General features: G+C 40.4%; 21 protein-coding genes. 17 read left to right on the forward strand and 4 right to left on the reverse strand.

From position 1 onward, the window contains the following. Positions 1-23: 23 nt before the first annotated feature. The gene (locus I6F66_RS12400; protein WP_165740426.1) at positions 24-1,334 is read right to left on the reverse strand and encodes a short-chain fatty acid transporter; all 1,311 of its coding nucleotides are present in this window, start codon (positions 1,332-1,334) and stop codon (positions 24-26) included. A 169-nt stretch (positions 1,335-1,503) separates the two neighbouring features. Between I6F66_RS12400 and I6F66_RS12405 the strand changes: the two genes are divergently transcribed. After that, entirely contained in the window at positions 1,504-2,571 is a 1,068-nt protein-coding gene (locus I6F66_RS12405) for a potassium channel family protein (protein WP_007587041.1), read from the forward strand. Beyond that, complete coding sequence (locus I6F66_RS12410; RefSeq protein ID WP_007587044.1) at positions 2,571-2,768, forward strand: PLDc N-terminal domain-containing protein; 198 nt, start codon at positions 2,571-2,573, stop codon at positions 2,766-2,768. The genes I6F66_RS12405 and I6F66_RS12410 overlap by 1 nt, the downstream gene beginning before the upstream one ends. 36 nt (positions 2,769-2,804) lie before the next feature. On the opposite strand, the gene I6F66_RS12415 is transcribed toward I6F66_RS12410, so the two are convergent. Then, entirely contained in the window at positions 2,805-3,839 is a 1,035-nt protein-coding gene (locus I6F66_RS12415; RefSeq protein WP_007587047.1) for a hypothetical protein, read from the reverse strand. A 69-nt stretch (positions 3,840-3,908) separates the two neighbouring features. Next, a complete protein-coding gene (locus tag I6F66_RS12420) occupies positions 3,909-4,367 on the reverse strand; it encodes an EVE domain-containing protein (RefSeq protein WP_024592465.1) in 459 nt (152 codons plus the stop codon). 77 nt (positions 4,368-4,444) lie between these two features. On the opposite strand from I6F66_RS12420, the gene tesB reads away from it, so the two are divergent. After that, the gene (gene tesB / locus I6F66_RS12425) at positions 4,445-5,302 is read left to right on the forward strand and encodes an acyl-CoA thioesterase II (RefSeq protein WP_165727095.1); all 858 of its coding nucleotides are present in this window, start codon (positions 4,445-4,447) and stop codon (positions 5,300-5,302) included. Between the two features lie 21 nt (positions 5,303-5,323). On the opposite strand, the gene plsB is transcribed toward tesB, so the two are convergent. After that, complete coding sequence (plsB, locus tag I6F66_RS12430; protein ID WP_197119723.1) at positions 5,324-7,762, reverse strand: glycerol-3-phosphate 1-O-acyltransferase PlsB; 2,439 nt, start codon at positions 7,760-7,762, stop codon at positions 5,324-5,326. Positions 7,763-8,180: 418 nt separating this feature from the next. Here plsB and rpsJ point away from each other — a divergent pair, with 418 nt between their 5' ends. The 14 genes from rpsJ to mutL all read left to right on the forward strand — a co-directional run bounded on the left by rpsJ (position 8,181) and on the right by mutL (position 17,353). Next, positions 8,181-8,492, forward strand: a complete 312-nt coding sequence (rpsJ, locus tag I6F66_RS12435) for a 30S ribosomal protein S10 (RefSeq protein ID WP_002957900.1) — start codon at positions 8,181-8,183, stop codon at positions 8,490-8,492. Between the two features lie 27 nt (positions 8,493-8,519). Beyond that, a complete protein-coding gene (rplC, locus tag I6F66_RS12440; RefSeq protein ID WP_002957898.1) occupies positions 8,520-9,155 on the forward strand; it encodes a 50S ribosomal protein L3 in 636 nt (211 codons plus the stop codon). Positions 9,156-9,172: 17 nt separating this feature from the next. Then, the gene (gene rplD, locus I6F66_RS12445) at positions 9,173-9,778 is read left to right on the forward strand and encodes a 50S ribosomal protein L4 (RefSeq protein ID WP_002957897.1); all 606 of its coding nucleotides are present in this window, start codon (positions 9,173-9,175) and stop codon (positions 9,776-9,778) included. Further along, positions 9,775-10,077, forward strand: a complete 303-nt coding sequence (gene rplW / locus I6F66_RS12450; protein ID WP_002957896.1) for a 50S ribosomal protein L23 — start codon at positions 9,775-9,777, stop codon at positions 10,075-10,077. Before rplD ends, rplW begins: the two co-directional genes overlap by 4 nt. A 15-nt stretch (positions 10,078-10,092) precedes the next feature. Beyond that, a complete protein-coding gene (gene rplB, locus I6F66_RS12455) occupies positions 10,093-10,917 on the forward strand; it encodes a 50S ribosomal protein L2 (protein WP_002957895.1) in 825 nt (274 codons plus the stop codon). A 15-nt stretch (positions 10,918-10,932) separates the two neighbouring features. Then, positions 10,933-11,211 (forward strand): 30S ribosomal protein S19, encoded by a 279-nt coding sequence (gene rpsS / locus I6F66_RS12460; RefSeq protein WP_004588689.1) that lies wholly within the window; start codon positions 10,933-10,935, stop codon positions 11,209-11,211. A 13-nt stretch (positions 11,212-11,224) separates the two neighbouring features. Beyond that, the gene (gene rplV, locus I6F66_RS12465) at positions 11,225-11,557 is read left to right on the forward strand and encodes a 50S ribosomal protein L22 (RefSeq protein ID WP_002957892.1); all 333 of its coding nucleotides are present in this window, start codon (positions 11,225-11,227) and stop codon (positions 11,555-11,557) included. 11 nt (positions 11,558-11,568) lie between these two features. After that, complete coding sequence (gene rpsC, locus I6F66_RS12470) at positions 11,569-12,270, forward strand: 30S ribosomal protein S3 (protein WP_002957891.1); 702 nt, start codon at positions 11,569-11,571, stop codon at positions 12,268-12,270. Between the two features lie 12 nt (positions 12,271-12,282). Next, positions 12,283-12,696, forward strand: coding sequence for a 50S ribosomal protein L16 (gene rplP / locus I6F66_RS12475; protein ID WP_002957890.1), 414 nt, complete (start codon positions 12,283-12,285; stop codon positions 12,694-12,696). Then, positions 12,696-12,887, forward strand: a complete 192-nt coding sequence (rpmC, locus tag I6F66_RS12480; protein ID WP_002957889.1) for a 50S ribosomal protein L29 — start codon at positions 12,696-12,698, stop codon at positions 12,885-12,887. Before rplP ends, rpmC begins: the two co-directional genes overlap by 1 nt. Next, on the forward strand, positions 12,887-13,144 hold the full coding sequence (gene rpsQ, locus I6F66_RS12485) for a 30S ribosomal protein S17 (protein WP_002957888.1): 258 nt from the start codon (positions 12,887-12,889) through the stop codon (positions 13,142-13,144). The genes rpmC and rpsQ overlap by 1 nt, the downstream gene beginning before the upstream one ends. Before the next feature lie 486 nt (positions 13,145-13,630). Then, a complete protein-coding gene (gene tsaE / locus I6F66_RS12490) occupies positions 13,631-14,098 on the forward strand; it encodes a tRNA (adenosine(37)-N6)-threonylcarbamoyltransferase complex ATPase subunit type 1 TsaE (RefSeq protein WP_007586392.1) in 468 nt (155 codons plus the stop codon). Positions 14,099-14,125: 27 nt separating this feature from the next. Continuing rightward, entirely contained in the window at positions 14,126-15,469 is a 1,344-nt protein-coding gene (locus tag I6F66_RS12495; RefSeq protein WP_024597271.1) for an N-acetylmuramoyl-L-alanine amidase, read from the forward strand. A 36-nt stretch (positions 15,470-15,505) separates the two neighbouring features. Then, positions 15,506-17,353: a DNA mismatch repair endonuclease MutL gene (gene mutL / locus I6F66_RS12500; RefSeq protein ID WP_197209330.1), complete on the forward strand. Its 1,848-nt coding sequence runs from the start codon at positions 15,506-15,508 to the stop codon at positions 17,351-17,353. Positions 17,354-17,362: the final 9 nt, after the last annotated feature.

Here is a 17,362-nt window from a genome sequence, read left to right on the forward strand (position 1 = left end):
ACGCCTTTTTATTATGTTTACATTTAATAAAAGCTCAATACCAGCGATATAAAAACCCCAGTTACAAATAACTGCACAACACAAAATCCCATAATATCTTTTGCTTTTAAGCCTGCGATAGCAAGGACGGGTAATGCCCAAAAAGGTTGAATTAAATTAGTCCACGCATCACCCCATGCAACGGCCATTGCAACGCGAGATATATCGGCGCCTAGCTCTTGCGCTGCGGGTATTACAATGGGTGCTTGTACAGCCCATTGGCCACCGCCAGAGGGAACAAACATATTAACGAGTCCTGCACTTATAAAACTAAAAAATGGCAAGCTATCAGCATCTGCAACGGCAATAAAGCCACGTGATATCTGTTGTGCTAATCCGCTATCAACCATTACCGCCATGATGCCGGCATAAAAAGGAAATTGAATAACAATGCCAGCCCCGCTTGGAATTGCTTGTTGCAGACTGTTAAGTAAATTATGGGGTGTTTGATGCAGCGTAATAGCTAAAAACAAAAATACGGCAATAACGCTATTAAGGTTTAAGTTTCCGCCAGCAATAAAAAAGTAATAACCTAAATATGCCAAACCTAATAAGCCAATTGTCATACCGAGTAGTTTACTTTGTTCTAAATGTTGGGCGGGTCTGGTTATTGTTGTGGGCTTAGGTGTTGTCTCTTGTAAAAGAGCTGGGTCGATATATACGCTTTCTTGCTCGCTTGGCAGCATATAGCGATTAACGAGCGGCATAATAATGAATAAACCAACTAATATGGCTATATTAAAGCCCGCAAATAAAGTGTGCTCTGTACTAATAATACCAATGCTGGCCTCTGAAAAGTGACTATCGGTTGCGATAGTTAAAGGAATCGAACCGGCTAATCCGCCATGCCATACAACAAAACCTGAGTAAGCGCTGGCTACTAATAATCGATAATCTACACGAGTATGTTTAGCAATTGCTTTGGCAAAAAGAGCACCAATAACTAAGCCAAATCCCCAATTTATCCAGCTCGCTAAAAGTGAAATAAGCGTTACCAATATAATTGCTTTAGGTGCTGTATTTGCGAGTGTTGCTAGTTTTTCTAATAACTTACTTATAGGTGGCGTACTTGCCAACATGTAGCCTGTAATTAACACTAGTAGCATTTGCATAGCAAAACTTAATAAGTTCCAAAATCCACCTCCCCACGCTTGTAATACTTCAATGTTGGTTGCGGTTGTAAATAAGCTCGCACTAATAAGAGTAATTATTGTAAGTAAAATTACAAATATAAAAGGGTCGGGAAGATAGCGCTCTACAATTTTAGTAAAAGGGCGGGCTATTTTATTAAGCATAAGCACAACTGTTTTGGTTATTATTTTAACGCTAATTAATCATGAAAAATCACCATTGGCAAACAGCATTTAGTCTTATATTTGTGGTTAAAAGCTTAAACATTGCTTAAAAGCATCGCTTACAGTAACGTACTGTTTATAGATAATTTACTAACGAAGACTTTGTATTATGCCGGTGATATTTAAAAGGCTAGCGTTACTTGTTCGCGCTCATATAGATCAGTTGAGTTGGCAAGCAGTGGCATTAGCTATTTTGACTCATATGCTATTAACATGGAGCTTACTATTTATAGCGAATGAGAAAGCGTTAACCTCGCTTACTACCTTTTTTTACTATTACACAGTAACAACATCAACAGTGGGATATGGTGACTTTAGTCCAACTACTGATCTTGGTCGTTGGGTGGTAGCATTAATACAAATTCCATTTGGTTTAGCTTTATTTGGTGTTTTGCTAGGAAAAGCAGGACAAACTGTTACTTACTTAATTAGGCGCGCTATGACTGGTGATAAAAACTTTGCCCACAGTAACCACCATATTATTATTTTTGGTTGGCACGACACTCGTACAAAAAAGATGATTGATTACATTTTGGCAGATACGAAACGTACTGACCGTCGTATTTTACTCGCGGTAACAGAGCAAATGGATCATCCTTTTTTAGCTAACGAAAGCGTTGATTTTGCACGTTTAACGAGTTTTACAAATTTAGCTGAACTAGAGCGGGTAGCTATTCGTAGTGCTGATAAGGTGATTATTGATGGTCAAGATGACGACCAGACATTTACGACAGCCCTGCGCATAAGTCGCTTAGTAAAAGATGATTGTCATATAAGTGCTCACTTTTTAGATGAAACTAAAGTTGAGATGATGTTAGAGCATTGCCAAAATGTAGAATGTAGTAGTGCAAAATCAGCTGAGATATTAGTACGCTCAATGCAAGATCCAGGTTCGAGCCGTGTGCAAGAGGAGCTGCTATCTACTTTGCACGGCGATACACAATTTAGCTTGAAAGTACCAAGTGGCTGCAAAGATATGGAGTTTGGTACTTTGTTTCATCATTTTAAGCTTGAGCATGATGCAATACTGTTAGGTGTTGCCCATAATTTAAGTGCGCAAAATATGGATTTAAACCCACCATTAGATTACAAAGTAAGTGAAGGCGATATTTTGCACTATATATCGGTAGATCGAGTATTAAGTAGTGAAGTAGACTGGTCGAGCCTAGAAAAATAATGAATGAAGTTGTATTTTTAATTGTTGTTTTAAGTGCTTACATATTACCTGTCGTTATTGTACTCAACAGTAAGCGTACACAGGGTCATGAAAAGAATGGCTGGCTAATGGGAATCATTATATTTTCTTGGTTAGGTTTAATGATGTACTTTACCATTGTGCCCAAGCATAGGCACAAAAAGAAAAAGGCTAAATAGAGTAGTTAGCCTTTATAGCCGTTTTAGTTGGAATAATTACTCTTCCAACTGTTTGAGTTTATGCTCAATTAGAGGGTCGTCAGGTAGAAGTTGCTGGGCGACTTCTAATAGCTGAATAGCATCATTAGGGTGCTCATCTTGGTGCTTAAGTGCCACATCTATTAATGGCTGAATATCAATTTTTGCTTGATGTTCTTGTACATACACTTCTTTTTCATCAGCTAAAATTTTATGCGCTGTACTCAATAATGCTAAACGATGGGGGGAGTCTGCATTAGCCGTATTGAGACTTTGATAATAATCTTCTTTTAAGCGTAAGGTTTTGGTTTGCAGGCGAAACTGTGCAATATCGATTTGCTGATGTTGAATGAAATCAACGGCTACTTGCTTATAAAACCCAAACTTATTCAAATATGTAGCGTGTGTGCCATGTCCCATACCAAATACTCGCAAGTGAGTTAACTGCTTATAGCGCTTGGCGTGCATTCGGTCTATACGATTAGTAGGATCGTAAATAATATAGCCTTGGGCATCTCCTAAATCTAGATCGTGATAATCTTGTTGCCAGTCAAACTGCTGAGCTATATCGGTACTAGAGCGGTCATCCCAGGGTACTAATTCTTTATTTTTAGTACTTACCGGGTGAAAGAACAGTACTTGGTTTAGCTTTAATAGTTTAGCAAAAGCGCCAACAGCAAATCCGCCACGGCTTAAGCCATAGCCTAATCGACAATTAAACGGCGTAAGTAATGTTGATAATTGCTCGAGAAAAAAGATTAAATTACGATTACGAAACCAATTACTTTTACCTAAATGCTGAAAAGCGATTACGTTTACGTTTTGTTTTTGAGCCAAGTGATAACCCCATGGTGCAAAATCAGGGTGAAGATCTTGCTCTTGCACGTTAGTGCCTGCGGGTGAAAAGGTAAAAAGCAGGGGCTTATTAACGTCAACAAAATCATACTTAACAAATACATCGCCGAGTAAATCACTACCCGTCATGGGTAATCGAGTTTGTTGCTCATTGCGCGGGAGAGTTAACCATTCATCTAACCAATACAGTAATTTCATTAATCCTCCAGCTATAAGTCAGCATAGATCATATCAAACTCAATGAAATTAGGTCAAACTGAGAGGGTGTTACTGCGCCATTTTGATTATTTCATCCCAGTCATTTTTAGTAACAGGCATTATTGATAGTCGTCCGCCTTTTTTAAGTGCGATTTCAGTAATGTTATTATTGGCTTTAATATCTTTAAGGCTAATTAATTTTTTTAAATGGCTTTGATAAGTAACTTCAACAACAACCCAGCGTGGTTTGTCGCTGGTGGCTTTTGCATCGTAATAGTCGCTACTTAAATCAAATTGAGTGGGGTCTGGGTAGGCTTCTTTTGTAACCTCGGCAATACCCGCTACACCTACGTGTTTACAGCTTGAATGGTAAATCATCACTGAATCACCGACCTTAACGCCATCACGCATGAAGTTTCGCGCTTGGTAATTACGCACGCCTTCCCAAAGAGTCGTTTGTTTTGGTGCGTTTTTTAAATCATCTAATGAAAACGCATCGGGTTCAGTTTTAAATAGCCAGTAAGCCATAACAGTATTCCTAACAAATATTTACTTCCCACTATTGTATAGTATCATTTGGATACTAGGGTAATGAGGAAGAAGTAATGAGCCAAGTATTAGATGATTTATTGTCGTTGTTAACACTTGAAGAAATTGAGAAAGGTTTATACCGAGGGCAAAGCCAAGACTTAGGCTTTGGTGCTGTATTTGGCGGTCAAGTTATGGGGCAGGCACTTTCTGCAGCTAAAGAAACTCTACCCGAAGGGCGTATAGTTCACTCATTGCATTCTTACTTTTTACGCCCAGGCGATCCTGCTAAACCGATTGTTTATGATGTCGAAACTATTCGTGATGGGAAGAGCTTTAGTACTCGCCGAGTAAAAGCGATTCAGTACGGTAAGCCAATTTTTTATATGACAGCGTCGTTTCAGGGTGAGGAAAATGGCTTATCGCATCAAGCAACAATGCCTGATGTCCCCGCACCTGAAGACCTGCGTTCATCGCTTGAGTTTTATCAAGAAAATGCTGCGCATATTCCAGAGGTGATCCGTAATAAGTTTACGCGTGAAATGCCGATTGAAATGCGACCAGTTACTTTTCATAATCCATTTAAACCAGAAGCTATGGAGCCGGTAAAGCATATTTGGTTTAAAGCTAATGGTGAAATGCCAGACGATCAACGCATTCATAATTATTTACTTGCTTATGCGTCTGACTTTGAGTTTTTGCCAACTGCATTACAGCCACATGGTGTATCGTTTATGCAGCCAAATATGCAAGTAGCGACTATTGATCATGCAATGTGGTTTCATCGCCCATTTAGAATGGATGATTGGATTTTGTATTCAATTGATAGTCCAAGTGCGAGTAATGGGTGTGGTTTGGTACGCGGGCAGTTTTTTGATCGCCAAGGCAACTTGGTTGCCTCAACAATGCAAGAAGGGGTTATGCGTCAGCGCTAACCCCCTTTTATAGATATAGTGCTAGTTACACTGATCTTGTACTATATCGCTGATTGACTGCCAGACGCGTGCTGGCAGTAATGTTTTAAGGTGTGCATAGGTTTCACAAAGTTGTGTACTACCTACTAAGCCCTTATCACCTTCTGTTATTAATGATTCACCACGCAAGTTTTCAATAAAACTAACAAGTACTTTTTTGTCAAAAAATTCGGGTGTTTTAATACCATGCAGTGTGCCTAAACGTTGCGCTAACACTTGGCTTTCTCGCTCTAACTCAGCTTTTTCAATGCCATCACTTGTTTGAATAAAACCAATCACAATAGCGTATCGTTGCAGAGTAAAGCTAAGTGCTCGCCCAAGCATCTCTAGCTTAGCTAAGCAGTCATTACCGTTTGTTATATGAATATTGTCACCATCAAACTCAATTAAGTTTTGATCTGCAAAGTTCGCTAAAATACGTGTAATGTAGTTTTCATCAAGAGGCTGTAAATACCATTCTTTAGCAAATAACGGATAAAACGTTTTTACAAGTTGCTGGCATTGCTCAATAGTTGTGCTGTGTTGTTTAAATAGATGTAGTGCAATTAAGCTTGGTACTGCAAACAAGTGTAAAATGTTGTTTCGGTAGTAATTAAACAGTACTTTTTCTTTATCGCTAATAGTAATAATTTCGCCAAATTCATCACTGATAACTTCAAACTTATTCAGCTTTAATGCATGCGTTAGTAATTGCTCTGGTGTTTCGTCTGGCGCGGTTACTTTATCGCTATAGCTTGCATCGCGTTGTAAACGCAGGTAAAAATCAAGTTGTGCTAATAGCTTTGGTTTGCTCAATGCTTGTTTATCGTTAACCAGCAATATCATCGCTAGTAAGTTAACCGCATTAAGCGCCGCCGCATTATTAATTTTAACCATCACTTGGTCGGCAAGCTTAGTTACTTGTGGCGCTAACCATTGCGGCTTTTGCACGTCGGTTGGGTGTATTGAATCACGCCAATCTGGTTGGTTATCGTTTAAATATTGGTTTATAGAGATTGGGTCACCAAAGTTTAAATTACCACGACCGTAGTTTTTAAGGTTTTTGATTGCCTTAAAAATTCCAAAAATAGATTCGCCTTTTTTATCTTTACCATCTAGTTCTTTAAGATAAGTATTAATTTCCATTACATGCTCATAGCCAATATACACAGGAACAATAGATATAGGTCTGTCTATTCCGCGTAGCATGGCTTGTAAGGTCATTGAGAGCATGCCGGTTTTAGGCGGTAGCAAACGCCCAGTGCGGCTTCGTCCGCCTTCTGTATAAAACTTAACAGAGTAGCCTTTAATAAATAGCTGGCTTAAATACTCTTTAAATATGGCTGAGTAAAGCTTATTACCGGCAAACGAGCGACGAATAAAAAATGCACCTGAGCGTCTAAATATACCGCCAGCAGGGAAAAAATTAAGATTTACACCCGCAGCAATATGCGGTGGTACTAAACCTAAATGATAAATAGAGTAGGTAAGCAGTAAGTAGTCCATGTGGCTACGATGACAAGGCATATAAATAATTTCATGACCTTTATCGGTTAGCTCATGAATTTGTTCAGCATGTTTAATGTCTATACCGTTATAAAGCTTATTCCACAACCAGGTTAAAAACCTTTCAGCTACACGTATCATCGCCTCAGAGTAATTAGCCGCTATTTCATCAAGTAGCTTAAGTGCATTTTGGCGCGCTTCGGTTTGACTGATATTTTTAGCTTTAGCTTCATCTTGAATTGCTTTTTTTATTGTAGGTGATGCTAATAATGAATTAAATAATTGCTCGCGAGAGGGCATTTTAGGGCCCGTAGCTGCAAGTTTTTGACGCTTAAAATGTACACGTGCAACACGTAACAACTTATGTGGTAATTCACTTACGTCTGCTTTCTCATTCACTAACAGCGATAAGTCGAGAGGCTGACTAAAGCGAATAAAGTTATCGCGACCTGAAAACAACACGACAAAAATCTTTCTAAACCAGCTAGGAGTTAGGGAGTGCGTGATTAAAGTGCGCAATCCTGGCTTTTCTTTGCCTGGGTCGCGTCCCCATAAAATAGTTACCGGAACAACTTGTACATTTTGCTGTCCGCTTTGTATGAGGTACTCAATAATTTGCTTACCTTGAGCTAAAGCATTGGTTGGCTTAGCTTCATCACCAAACAGTGGCGGCGGGTTTTTAATGCCAATAAAGCGGTCTAAATTTTGGTTGCCTAATACTTGCTCTTCGGTTGGACTAGGTAGGCCATTTTTTTTACAAGCATGTGCAAGGGCGGCTAAATCAAATCGCGAATTTAGGCGCACTATATAAAATGTAGGATACTCAGGGTTTAGATCATACTGTTTAATAGGATTTTCTGGCAGCACTTTGCTTTTCACAAATAAGCGGCTAAATCCAGCAGACATAACATTTAAACAATAATTAAAAATACGCATCGACTCACCATATTGAGAGTATTAAGGGCAAAATTAGCGCAGTAGGATACCATAATATCTAAAAATCACTTAGTTTGCGTAATTAAGGTGTTAACTTGTTTATTGACTAGCAAGTAGATCTATTAGTTCAAGTATAGCGAATAAGCATTTATGGGCGCTTATTTAATCAAATTTACAGCCATTGCATTGTTTCTAAATAGTTGTTGCATTTATCACCAATGCCTCTATAATACGCAGGCTTTCAAAATTCCTCTGGGAATTAGAAAGGATAAATTAAGCTTGGATTTCAAGCTAATAAACAGGAGTTCCGATTTGGAACTCAACGTAGATATAATCAAACAGCCGGCATCTTAAGTTTTAAGATTGTTTCGGTCGTTTTTTTATGCTCTTTTATATGCTCTTTATATTGAGGTTAAGAATGTCAAATCAACGCATTCGTATTCGCCTAAAAGCTTTTGACCACCGTTTGATTGACCAATCAACGGCAGAAATCGTGGAAACTGCGAAACGCACTGGCGCACAAGTACGTGGACCAATTCCACTACCTACACGCTTTGAACGTTTTACTGTACTAACTTCACCGCACGTTAATAAAGATGCGCGTGATCAGTACGAGATCCGCACCCATAAACGTCTGATTGACATCGTAGAACCAACTGACAAGACTGTAGACGCGCTTATGCGTTTAGATCTTGCTGCTGGTGTTGATGTTCAAATCAGCCTGGGTTAATCGAAAGATTAGAGAGGTTTTAGGAAAATGGCATTAGGTCTAGTCGGTCGTAAAGTGGGTATGACACGAATCTTCACTGAAGATGGTGTATCTATCCCTGTGACAGTTATTGAAGCGACACCTAACCGCATTGCTCAGATCAAATCTGACGCAACAGACGGTTATAACGCGCTTCAAGTAACCGCAGGCACTAAAAAAGCAAGTCGTGTAAACAAAGCTAAAGCGGGTCATTTCGCTAAAGCTGGTGTTGAAGCGGGTCGCGGTCTGTGGGAATTCCGCCTTAACGGTGGTGAAGGCGATTTTGAAGTAGGCGCTGAGCTTACTGTTGAATTATTCAACGAAATCAACAAGGTTGACGTAACCGGTACTTCTAAAGGTAAAGGTTTCCAAGGTGGTGTTAAGCGCTGGAATTTCAGCATGCAAGACGCTACACATGGTAACTCTCTATCTCACCGTGCTCCTGGTTCAATCGGTCAAAACCAATCACCTGGTAAGGTGTTTAAAGGTAAGAAAATGGCCGGTCATATGGGTGCTGAGCGTGTAACGACTCAAAACTTAGAACTAGTTCGCGTTGACGCTGAGCGTAATTTGCTTTTAGTTAAGGGTGCAGTACCTGGAGCTATTGGCGGTGACGTTATCGTTAAACCAGCTGTTAAAGCATAAGTCCTGGAGATTTAGTGATGGAATTAGCAATTAAAGACGCTTCTGGCGGTCTTGAAGTTTCTGAAGCTACTTTTGGACGTGAGTTTAACGAAGCATTAGTACATCAAGTAGTTGTTGCATACGCAGCAGGCGCTCGTCAAGGTACTCGTGCTCAGAAGACACGTTCTGAAGTAAGCGGTGGTGGTAAAAAACCATGGGCTCAAAAAGGTACTGGCCGTGCACGTGCCGGTACAATCCGTAGCCCAATTTGGCGTTCAGGTGGCGTTAGCTTTGCAGCTAAACCACAAGACCACAGCCAAAAAGTAAACCGTAAAATGTACCGTGGTGCGATTAAAAGCATCTTATCTGAATTAGTTCGTCAAGAGCGTTTAATCGTTGTTGAAAGTTTTGCTCTAGCAGCACCAAAAACTAAAGAACTAGTTGCTAAGCTTAAAGAGCTTGAGCTTAAAGATGTTCTTATCGTGACTGAAGAAGTAGATGAAAATCTTTTCTTATCGGCACGTAACCTTTATAAGGTTGACACACGTGATGTAGCTGGTATCGATCCTGTAAGCTTAATTGCTTTCGATAAGGTACTTATTACAGCCGCTGCTGTTAAGCAACTTGAGGAGGCGCTAGCATGATTCGCGAAGAACGTCTTTTAAAAGTGATCCTTGCTCCACATATCTCTGAAAAAAGCACAATTGCTGCTGAAGAAAACAATACTATTGTTTTTAAAGTAGTAAATGACGCAACTAAAGCTGAAATTAAAGTAGCAGTTGAGAAGCTTTTTGAAGTAGAAGTAACTGGTGTTCGCACACTTAACGTTAAGGGTAAAACAAAACGTACTGGCGCACGTTTCGGTCGTCGTAGCGACTGGAAGAAAGCTTACGTTACTCTTAAAGAAGGCAGCGAGCTAGACTTTGTCGGCGGCGCCGAGTAATAAGGGGATAGAATTATGGCACTTCAAAAGTGTAAGCCTACTTCTGCGGGCCGTCGTCACCTAGTTAAAGTGGTTAACTCTGATCTACATAAGGGTAAGCCATACGCACCACTTTTAGAGAAAAACTCTAAATCAGGTGGTCGTAATAACAATGGTCGTATTACGGTTCGTCATATCGGTGGTGGTCATAAACAACACTACCGTTTAATCGATTTTAAACGTACTAAAGATGGCATTCCAGCTACTGTTGAACGTTTAGAATACGATCCAAATCGTAGCGCAAACATCGCTCTTGTATTATATGCAGACGGTGAGCGTCGTTACATTATCGCACCTAAAGGCTTAAAAGCTGGCGATGCAATCCAGTCTGGTGTTGATGCACCAATCAAACCTGGTAATGCATTACCAATGCGTAATATGCCTGTAGGTTCGACTGTTCACAACGTAGAATTAAAACCAGGTAAAGGTGCTCAAATAGCACGTTCTGCTGGTGCATACGTTCAAATCCTTGCTCGTGATGGTCAATATGTAACATTACGTCTTCGTTCAGGCGAAGTTCGTAAAGTTGAATCTGATTGTCGTGCGACTCTAGGTGAAGTAGGCAATGCTGAGCATATGCTTCGTTCACTTGGTAAAGCAGGTGCAAATCGCTGGCGTGGTATTCGTCCGACAGTTCGTGGTGTTGCCATGAACCCGGTAGATCACCCACACGGTGGTGGTGAAGGTCGTACATCTGGTGGTCGTCATCCTGTGTCTCCATGGGGTAAACCGACTAAAGGTGCGAAGACGCGTAAGAACAAGCGTACGGATAAATTTATAGTACGTCGTCGTACTAAGTAATATTGAGGAATAGCCATGCCACGCTCTCTCAAGAAGGGTCCTTTTATAGACCTACACTTGCTGAAGAAGGTAGAGAAAGCTTTGGAAAGCGGTGAGAAAAAGCCAATTAAAACTTGGAGCCGTCGTTCAATGATCATACCTAACATGATCGGATTGACCATTGCTGTCCATAATGGTCGCCAGCACGTACCAGTTTTCGTTTCTGACGAAATGATCGGTCACAAACTAGGTGAATTTGCACCAACTCGCACTTACCGTGGCCATGCTGCGGATAAGAAAGCGAAGAAACGATAAGAGGGGAAGATAAATGCAAGCATTAGCTAAACATAAATTCGCCTCTGGTTCGGCGCAAAAAGCACGTCTAGTTGCAGATCAGATCCGCGGGTTACCTGTAGATCGCGCACTAGAAATCCTGGCGTACAGCCCTAAGAAAGCCGCTGTATTAGTTAAGAAAGTACTTGAGTCTGCTATTGCTAACGCAGAGCATAACGAAGGTGCTGACATTGATGAGCTTCGTATAACAACGATCTTTGTGGACGATGGTCCTACAATGAAACGTATTATGCCTCGTGCTAAAGGACGCGCAGACCGCATCCTTAAGCGTACAAGCCATATCACTGTTATGGTTTCAGATAGCTAGGAGTATAAGTAATGGGACAAAAAGTTCATCCTACTGGTATTCGCCTAGGTATATCTAAACCTTGGGTTTCTACCTGGTACGCGAGTTCAAAAGATTTCTCTGCACAGCTTTTTGGCGATCACAAAGTTCGTACATTCCTTACAAAGGAATTGAAAACGGCTTCTGTGTCTAAAATCGTTATTGAGCGTCCAGCAAAATCAATCCGAGTAACAATCCACACGGCTCGTCCGGGTGTTGTTATCGGTAAAAAAGGCGAAGACGTAGAAAAATTACGTCAAGCGGTAACTAAAATCGCTGGTGTACCTGCTCAGATTAATATCTCTGAAGTACGTAAACCAGAACTAGATGCACAACTAGTAGCAGACGGCATTGCCTCTCAACTAGAACGTCGTGTTATGTTCCGTCGCGCTATGAAGCGTTCGGTACAAAATGCAATGCGCATCGGTTCTAAAGGGATTAAAGTTGAAGTTAGCGGTCGTCTTGGCGGCGCTGAAATCGCACGTTCAGAATGGTATCGTGAAGGTCGTGTACCTCTACATACTCTTCGTGCTGATATCGATTACGCAACTTCTGAAGCCTTAACCACTTATGGTATCATTGGTGTTAAAGTTTGGATCTTCAAAGGCGAAGTTATTGGTGGTTTACCACTAGTACAAGAGCAAGAGAAGCCAGCTAAACGCGCACCAAAGAAAGCCAAGAAAAGTGCTAAGTAGAGGTAGCGACTAATGTTACAGCCAAAACGTACAAAATTCCGTAAAATGCACAAAGGCCGCAACCGCGGTTTAGCGCAAAACGGTAACAAAGTAAGCTTCGGTACTTTCGGATTGAAAGCAACTGGCCGTGGCCGTATGACTGCTCGTCAAATCGAAGCAGCTCGTCGTGCTATGACGCGTCACGTGAAACGTCAAGGTAAAATCTGGATTCGTGTCTTCCCTGACAAACCGATTACAGAAAAACCTCTTGAAGTTCGTATGGGTAAAGGTAAAGGTTCTGTTGAATATTGGGTTGCTGAAATTCAGCCTGGTAAAGTACTTTACGAAATGGAAGGTGTTTCAGAAGAGCTTGCTCGTGAAGCATTCGACCTTGCTGCTCGTAAATTGCCATTCAAAACAACTTTCGTAACTCGGACGGTAATGTGATGAAAGCTAGCGAACTAAAAGACAAAAGCGTAGAAGAGCTTAATGCTGAACTTCTAGGACTACTTCGTGAGCAATTTAATATGCGCATGCAAGCTAGCACTGGTCAGTTAGCTCAGACACACACGCTAAGAACAGTACGCCGCGATATCGCGCGTGTAAAAACAGTTATTAACCAGAAGGCAGGTCAATAATGAGCGATAAAATTCGTACTCTTCAAGGCCGTGTAATCAGCGACAAGATGGAAAAATCTTTCACTATCGCTATCGCACGTTATGTGAAGCACCCAATCTATGGGAAATTCATTAAACGTACGACTAAGTTACACGTACATGACGAAAATAACACAGCAAAAGCGGGTGACGTAGTTACTATCCGTGAATGCGCACCAATTTCTAAGAATAAATCTTGGACTTTAGTAGACGTTATTTCTAGTCCAAAACAAGCTTAATTTTTTAATTAAGTTAGTTTTGTAAAAAAGCCCCGGCATTAGCTGGGGCTTTTTGTTTTTAAAGCACCTGCAAACAGTAAACTAGGATGAGCGGGTCACCTGGATTAGTCTTCTATCTGAAAATACAAAGTTATCTTGGGGAGTAGTGAGAGTTTCATTTACCAGTTACTTTTTTGCTAGCAGAACCATCTGCTGAATCAGAAGAAGTTAGATAATAAACTTACATATCTCAGTTAATTTAATGCCAATATGGGGTCATCTAATTCGTGGTGTTACTTTTCTTTTACAGTCTTTTAGTCTGAGAACTCACTTACCTTATTTTATTACAATAATACAGTTTCAAAGTATCGAAAATAGACATCCATACACAACTTTCATTATCAGCTTATCTGTTTTTTTATGTCTAAAACCTCAATTTATCGCCTTAAATTAATATTCTGGTATGATTAGCAAATATGCGCTTTTGAATGAATTTTTGAGGTAGTAATGACGCGTAGTTTTGAATTTCATTTGACTGATGAAGTAGCCACGGTCGCAATGGGTAATTGCGTTGCTGATATTATAGAGCAAGGTGCGGTTATTTATTTACATGGTGATTTAGGCGCTGGTAAAACAACGTTTACTCGAGGTGTAGTGCAAGGCTTTGGACATACAGGCAAAGTTAAAAGCCCAACGTATACACTTGTTGAACCTTATGAACTCGAGCGCGCAAATGTTTATCATTTTGATTTATACCGCTTAGGTGACCCTGAAGAACTAGAATACATGGGAATACGCGATTATTTTTCACCAGATGCAATTTGCGTTGTTGAGTGGCCAGAAAAAGGTGGTGAATTTATTCCTGTGCCTGATTTAGATATTACTCTAAGCTATATGGGTAACGAACGTAAAATTGTTATTAATAGCGCCAGTGAGCGTGGTGTAGCAATTGTCGAAAAACTAAATAACAAATAATAATATAGTTAAGGCAGTAATTATCAAATGAGCCGAGGTGTAGTTAAACTCTTTATTTACCTTATGGTTATTACCATAAGCTTGCCGCTGTGGGCCAAAAATACAATTAATAGTGTACGCGTATGGCCGTCCCCTGATAGTACGCGTGTGGTATTTGATTTAAATGATAAGCCTGACTTTAGCTATTTCATGCTTAAAAACCCAAGCCGCTTAGTAATTGATTTAGAAAACACTAGTGAATTAAAAATACTACCAGGTGTACCACCAAAACATCAAATAGTGAGCAAGCTACGCTACTCAAAACCTAAAAATAAGCACAGTGTTCGGTTAGTGTTTGAATTAAACGCACCAGTAAAGCCAGTTGTATTTGCTTTAGCGCCTACAGGCCCTTATAAAAACAGGCTCGTTGTTGATTTATACAATAAAAGCCAAGCTGCCACAGTTGTTTCTCCTGCTCAAACAGCAGCTAAAAACCGCCAGTTAAGCCAAGAGCGCGATATTGTGATTGCAATTGATGCGGGTCATGGCGGCGAAGATCCAGGTTCAATTGGTCCATCTGGCACGTACGAAAAAACAGTAACACTGCAAATTGCAAAACGTTTAGAGCGCATGATTGATGGCGAACGTGGGATGATTTCGCGCATGGTACGAAGCGGTGACTACTTTGTAAAACTTAATACGCGTACCAATCGTGCTCGTGAAAAAAAGGCTGACTTTTTTGTCTCTATTCATGCTGATGCATTTACGAGCCCGGGACCAAATGGTGCCTCTGTTTGGGTGTTGTCGTTAAGGCGTGCTAATTCAGAGATAGGTAAATGGATAGAAGATAAAGAAAAGCACTCTGAGCTTTTAGGTGGCGCTGCGGATGTAATGAAAGATGCCGCTAACGAAAAATACTTAGCGCAAGCATTACTTGATATGTCGATGGATCACTCTATGAAAACCGGCTTAAACGTAGCTGACGAAGTGGTTAAAGAGTTACGTAAAGTTGCTAAGCTGCATAAAAAAGATCCCCAACATGCGAGTCTTGCTGTACTTAAATCACCAGATATCCCATCAATTTTAGTAGAAACAGGGTTTATATCTAACCCACGAGAAGAAAAGCTGCTTAAAAGTGCTAACCATCAAGAGCGTTTGGCTAAAGCTATATTTACTTCAATTAAAAATTACTATTTAAAAAATCCACCTGATGACTCTTTATTTGCTAAATTAAAGTCGCAATATCCAACAAAGCACAAGGTACGCCCGGGTGAATCTTTAAGTATGTTGGCGAGTCGCTATGGCATTACAGTCACTGAATTAAAACAAGTTAATAAGCTTAGCTCTAATACTTTGTTTATTGGGCAAGAGCTCGATATACCACAAAGTTAGTCATTATTATTAGCGCAATGCTTGCTAGGAAATCTCATGAATATTGAAATATTACCCGCGCGTTTAGCTAACCAAATTGCCGCAGGCGAAGTGGTAGAGCGCCCAGCGTCGGTAGTAAAAGAGTTGGTCGAAAACAGTTTAGATGCTGGCGCTACACGTATTCAAATAGATATAGAGCGTGGTGGTCATAAGCTTATTCGTATTCGCGACAACGGCTCAGGGATAAGTAAAGATGAGCTAACGCTTGCACTTTCTCGTCACGCTACGAGTAAATTAAAATCTCTAGATGACCTTGAAAATATTTGTTCACTTGGTTTTAGGGGCGAAGCGCTTGCGTCAATTAGCTCTGTATCGCGTTTAACGCTGAGCTCAAAACCTAAAGAGCAAGAAGCAGCCTGGCAAGCATTTGCAGAAGGTCGCGATATGGCCGTGCAAGTAAAGCCTGTAGCGCACCCTGATGGCACAACGATTGAAGTAAAAGATTTATTTTTTAATACCCCAGCAAGGCGTAAGTTTTTACGCACCGAAAAGACTGAATTTAGCCACATTGATGAGTTGATAAAGCGTATTGCGCTTAGTCGCTTTGATGTCTCTATTACACTAACTCACAACGAAAAAGTAGTAAGGCAGTATCGTGCGAAGACAGATCCCTCTCAGGCTATTACACGTGTAGCGCAAGTTGCAGGTAAGGCTTTTGCTGAGCAAGGTCTGCATATTAAATCAGGAGAGGGTGGCTTACAGCTGCATGGTTGGGTACTGCCTGTAGGTTCAGCTAATACGACTCAGTATACTTATGTTAATAATCGTATGATGCGCGATAAACTTATTCTGCATGCTATACGCCAAGCATTTGAAGAAGTAAGTGGAACACAAGAATTACCCGGTTTTGTCATTTATATTGATATAGACCCTCGCCAGGTTGATGTAAATGTTCATCCAGCTAAGCATGAAGTGCGCTTTCATCAAGGGCGCTTAATTCATGATTTTATATTGCAAGCGATTAAGCAAGTAGTAGTACCACTGCAAGGCGAATTTAGTAATGCACCGGTGAACACCGAAACTGAGTCCTCGCCAGCGTCCATGAGAACAACGCATAGCATTGCTAATAATATTCAGAGCGAAGCCGTGTTTGATTACCCTAAATCGCAATTACAGCCCTCTTATTCCGGAAGTGCTGGTAGCTCATCATCAGGCACTAGAACGGGCGGAGGTAATGGGGGATATCGGGCTACACCAAATACGAGTCACCATGATGTAAATGCTTTCTATCAAGGTGTCAGTGAGCAACACGCTGCGCATTTTGACAATGTAACAAACTTACCAACAGCACAAAACGAGGTAGAGCCAGCTAGGAATGTTTTACAGGCTGTTTCTATTATTAGTGTTAGTGAAGGCATGTGTGTATTTAGTGAAGAGCAGCAATTGTATTGCTCACATTTCAAATATGCATTGGTAGATGATTGGCATAATCAAATTAAAGAGTCCGGAAGTTTAGAAGGGAAAGCTCTTTTGCTGCCCGTAAGAGTAAACTTATCAAAAGAAGATTGCTTACTTATAGAAGCTCAGCAATCGTGGTTTACTTTACTTGGTTTTGAACTCGTAATAGAAAAACAGTTTGTAATGGTTAAAAAATTGCCAGCGTGCTTATATTTACTTGATGTAAGTACAGCGATAGGTGAGCTACTTGATGGGTGTAAAGCAGGGCTTGAAAATATAGAGAATTGGTTAGAGTGGCAGATAAAATGTGTACCTCCCCGGTTTTATTTAAGCAATGTGTTTTTAGCGCAACAAATGTGCTTACAAAATAATCCGCAAACTATTGAACGCTTACGCGAAAAAGCAGTTAAAATAGAGCTAAATCACTATTTAATGCAATTAGATTAAGGTATCAGT

Origin of the sequence: Pseudoalteromonas sp. NZS100_1 (assembly GCF_015864285.1) — a bacterium.
Taxonomy (GTDB): Bacteria; Pseudomonadota; Gammaproteobacteria; order Enterobacterales; family Alteromonadaceae; genus Pseudoalteromonas; species Pseudoalteromonas arctica.

Coding starts and splice junctions, on each gene's coding strand:
- rpsQ (WP_002957888.1), top strand. CDS start 12,887: ATGAGCGATAAAATTCGTACTCTTCAAGGCCGTGTAATCAGCGACAAG.
- plsB (WP_197119723.1), bottom strand. CDS start 7,762: ATGCGTATTTTTAATTATTGTTTAAATGTTATGTCTGCTGGATTTAGC.
- I6F66_RS12405 (WP_007587041.1), top strand. CDS start 1,504: ATGCCGGTGATATTTAAAAGGCTAGCGTTACTTGTTCGCGCTCATATA.
- rpmC (WP_002957889.1), top strand. CDS start 12,696: ATGAAAGCTAGCGAACTAAAAGACAAAAGCGTAGAAGAGCTTAATGCT.
- tesB (WP_165727095.1), top strand. CDS start 4,445: ATGAGCCAAGTATTAGATGATTTATTGTCGTTGTTAACACTTGAAGAA.
- rpsJ (WP_002957900.1), top strand. CDS start 8,181: ATGTCAAATCAACGCATTCGTATTCGCCTAAAAGCTTTTGACCACCGT.
- rplV (WP_002957892.1), top strand. CDS start 11,225: ATGCAAGCATTAGCTAAACATAAATTCGCCTCTGGTTCGGCGCAAAAA.
- I6F66_RS12415 (WP_007587047.1), bottom strand. CDS start 3,839: ATGAAATTACTGTATTGGTTAGATGAATGGTTAACTCTCCCGCGCAAT.
- I6F66_RS12410 (WP_007587044.1), top strand. CDS start 2,571: ATGAATGAAGTTGTATTTTTAATTGTTGTTTTAAGTGCTTACATATTA.
- rplB (WP_002957895.1), top strand. CDS start 10,093: ATGGCACTTCAAAAGTGTAAGCCTACTTCTGCGGGCCGTCGTCACCTA.
- rpsC (WP_002957891.1), top strand. CDS start 11,569: ATGGGACAAAAAGTTCATCCTACTGGTATTCGCCTAGGTATATCTAAA.
- rpsS (WP_004588689.1), top strand. CDS start 10,933: ATGCCACGCTCTCTCAAGAAGGGTCCTTTTATAGACCTACACTTGCTG.
- I6F66_RS12495 (WP_024597271.1), top strand. CDS start 14,126: ATGAGCCGAGGTGTAGTTAAACTCTTTATTTACCTTATGGTTATTACC.
- rplD (WP_002957897.1), top strand. CDS start 9,173: ATGGAATTAGCAATTAAAGACGCTTCTGGCGGTCTTGAAGTTTCTGAA.
- I6F66_RS12400 (WP_165740426.1), bottom strand. CDS start 1,334: ATGCTTAATAAAATAGCCCGCCCTTTTACTAAAATTGTAGAGCGCTAT.
- mutL (WP_197209330.1), top strand. CDS start 15,506: ATGAATATTGAAATATTACCCGCGCGTTTAGCTAACCAAATTGCCGCA.
- rplC (WP_002957898.1), top strand. CDS start 8,520: ATGGCATTAGGTCTAGTCGGTCGTAAAGTGGGTATGACACGAATCTTC.
- I6F66_RS12420 (WP_024592465.1), bottom strand. CDS start 4,367: ATGGCTTACTGGCTATTTAAAACTGAACCCGATGCGTTTTCATTAGAT.
- rplP (WP_002957890.1), top strand. CDS start 12,283: ATGTTACAGCCAAAACGTACAAAATTCCGTAAAATGCACAAAGGCCGC.
- tsaE (WP_007586392.1), top strand. CDS start 13,631: ATGACGCGTAGTTTTGAATTTCATTTGACTGATGAAGTAGCCACGGTC.
- rplW (WP_002957896.1), top strand. CDS start 9,775: ATGATTCGCGAAGAACGTCTTTTAAAAGTGATCCTTGCTCCACATATC.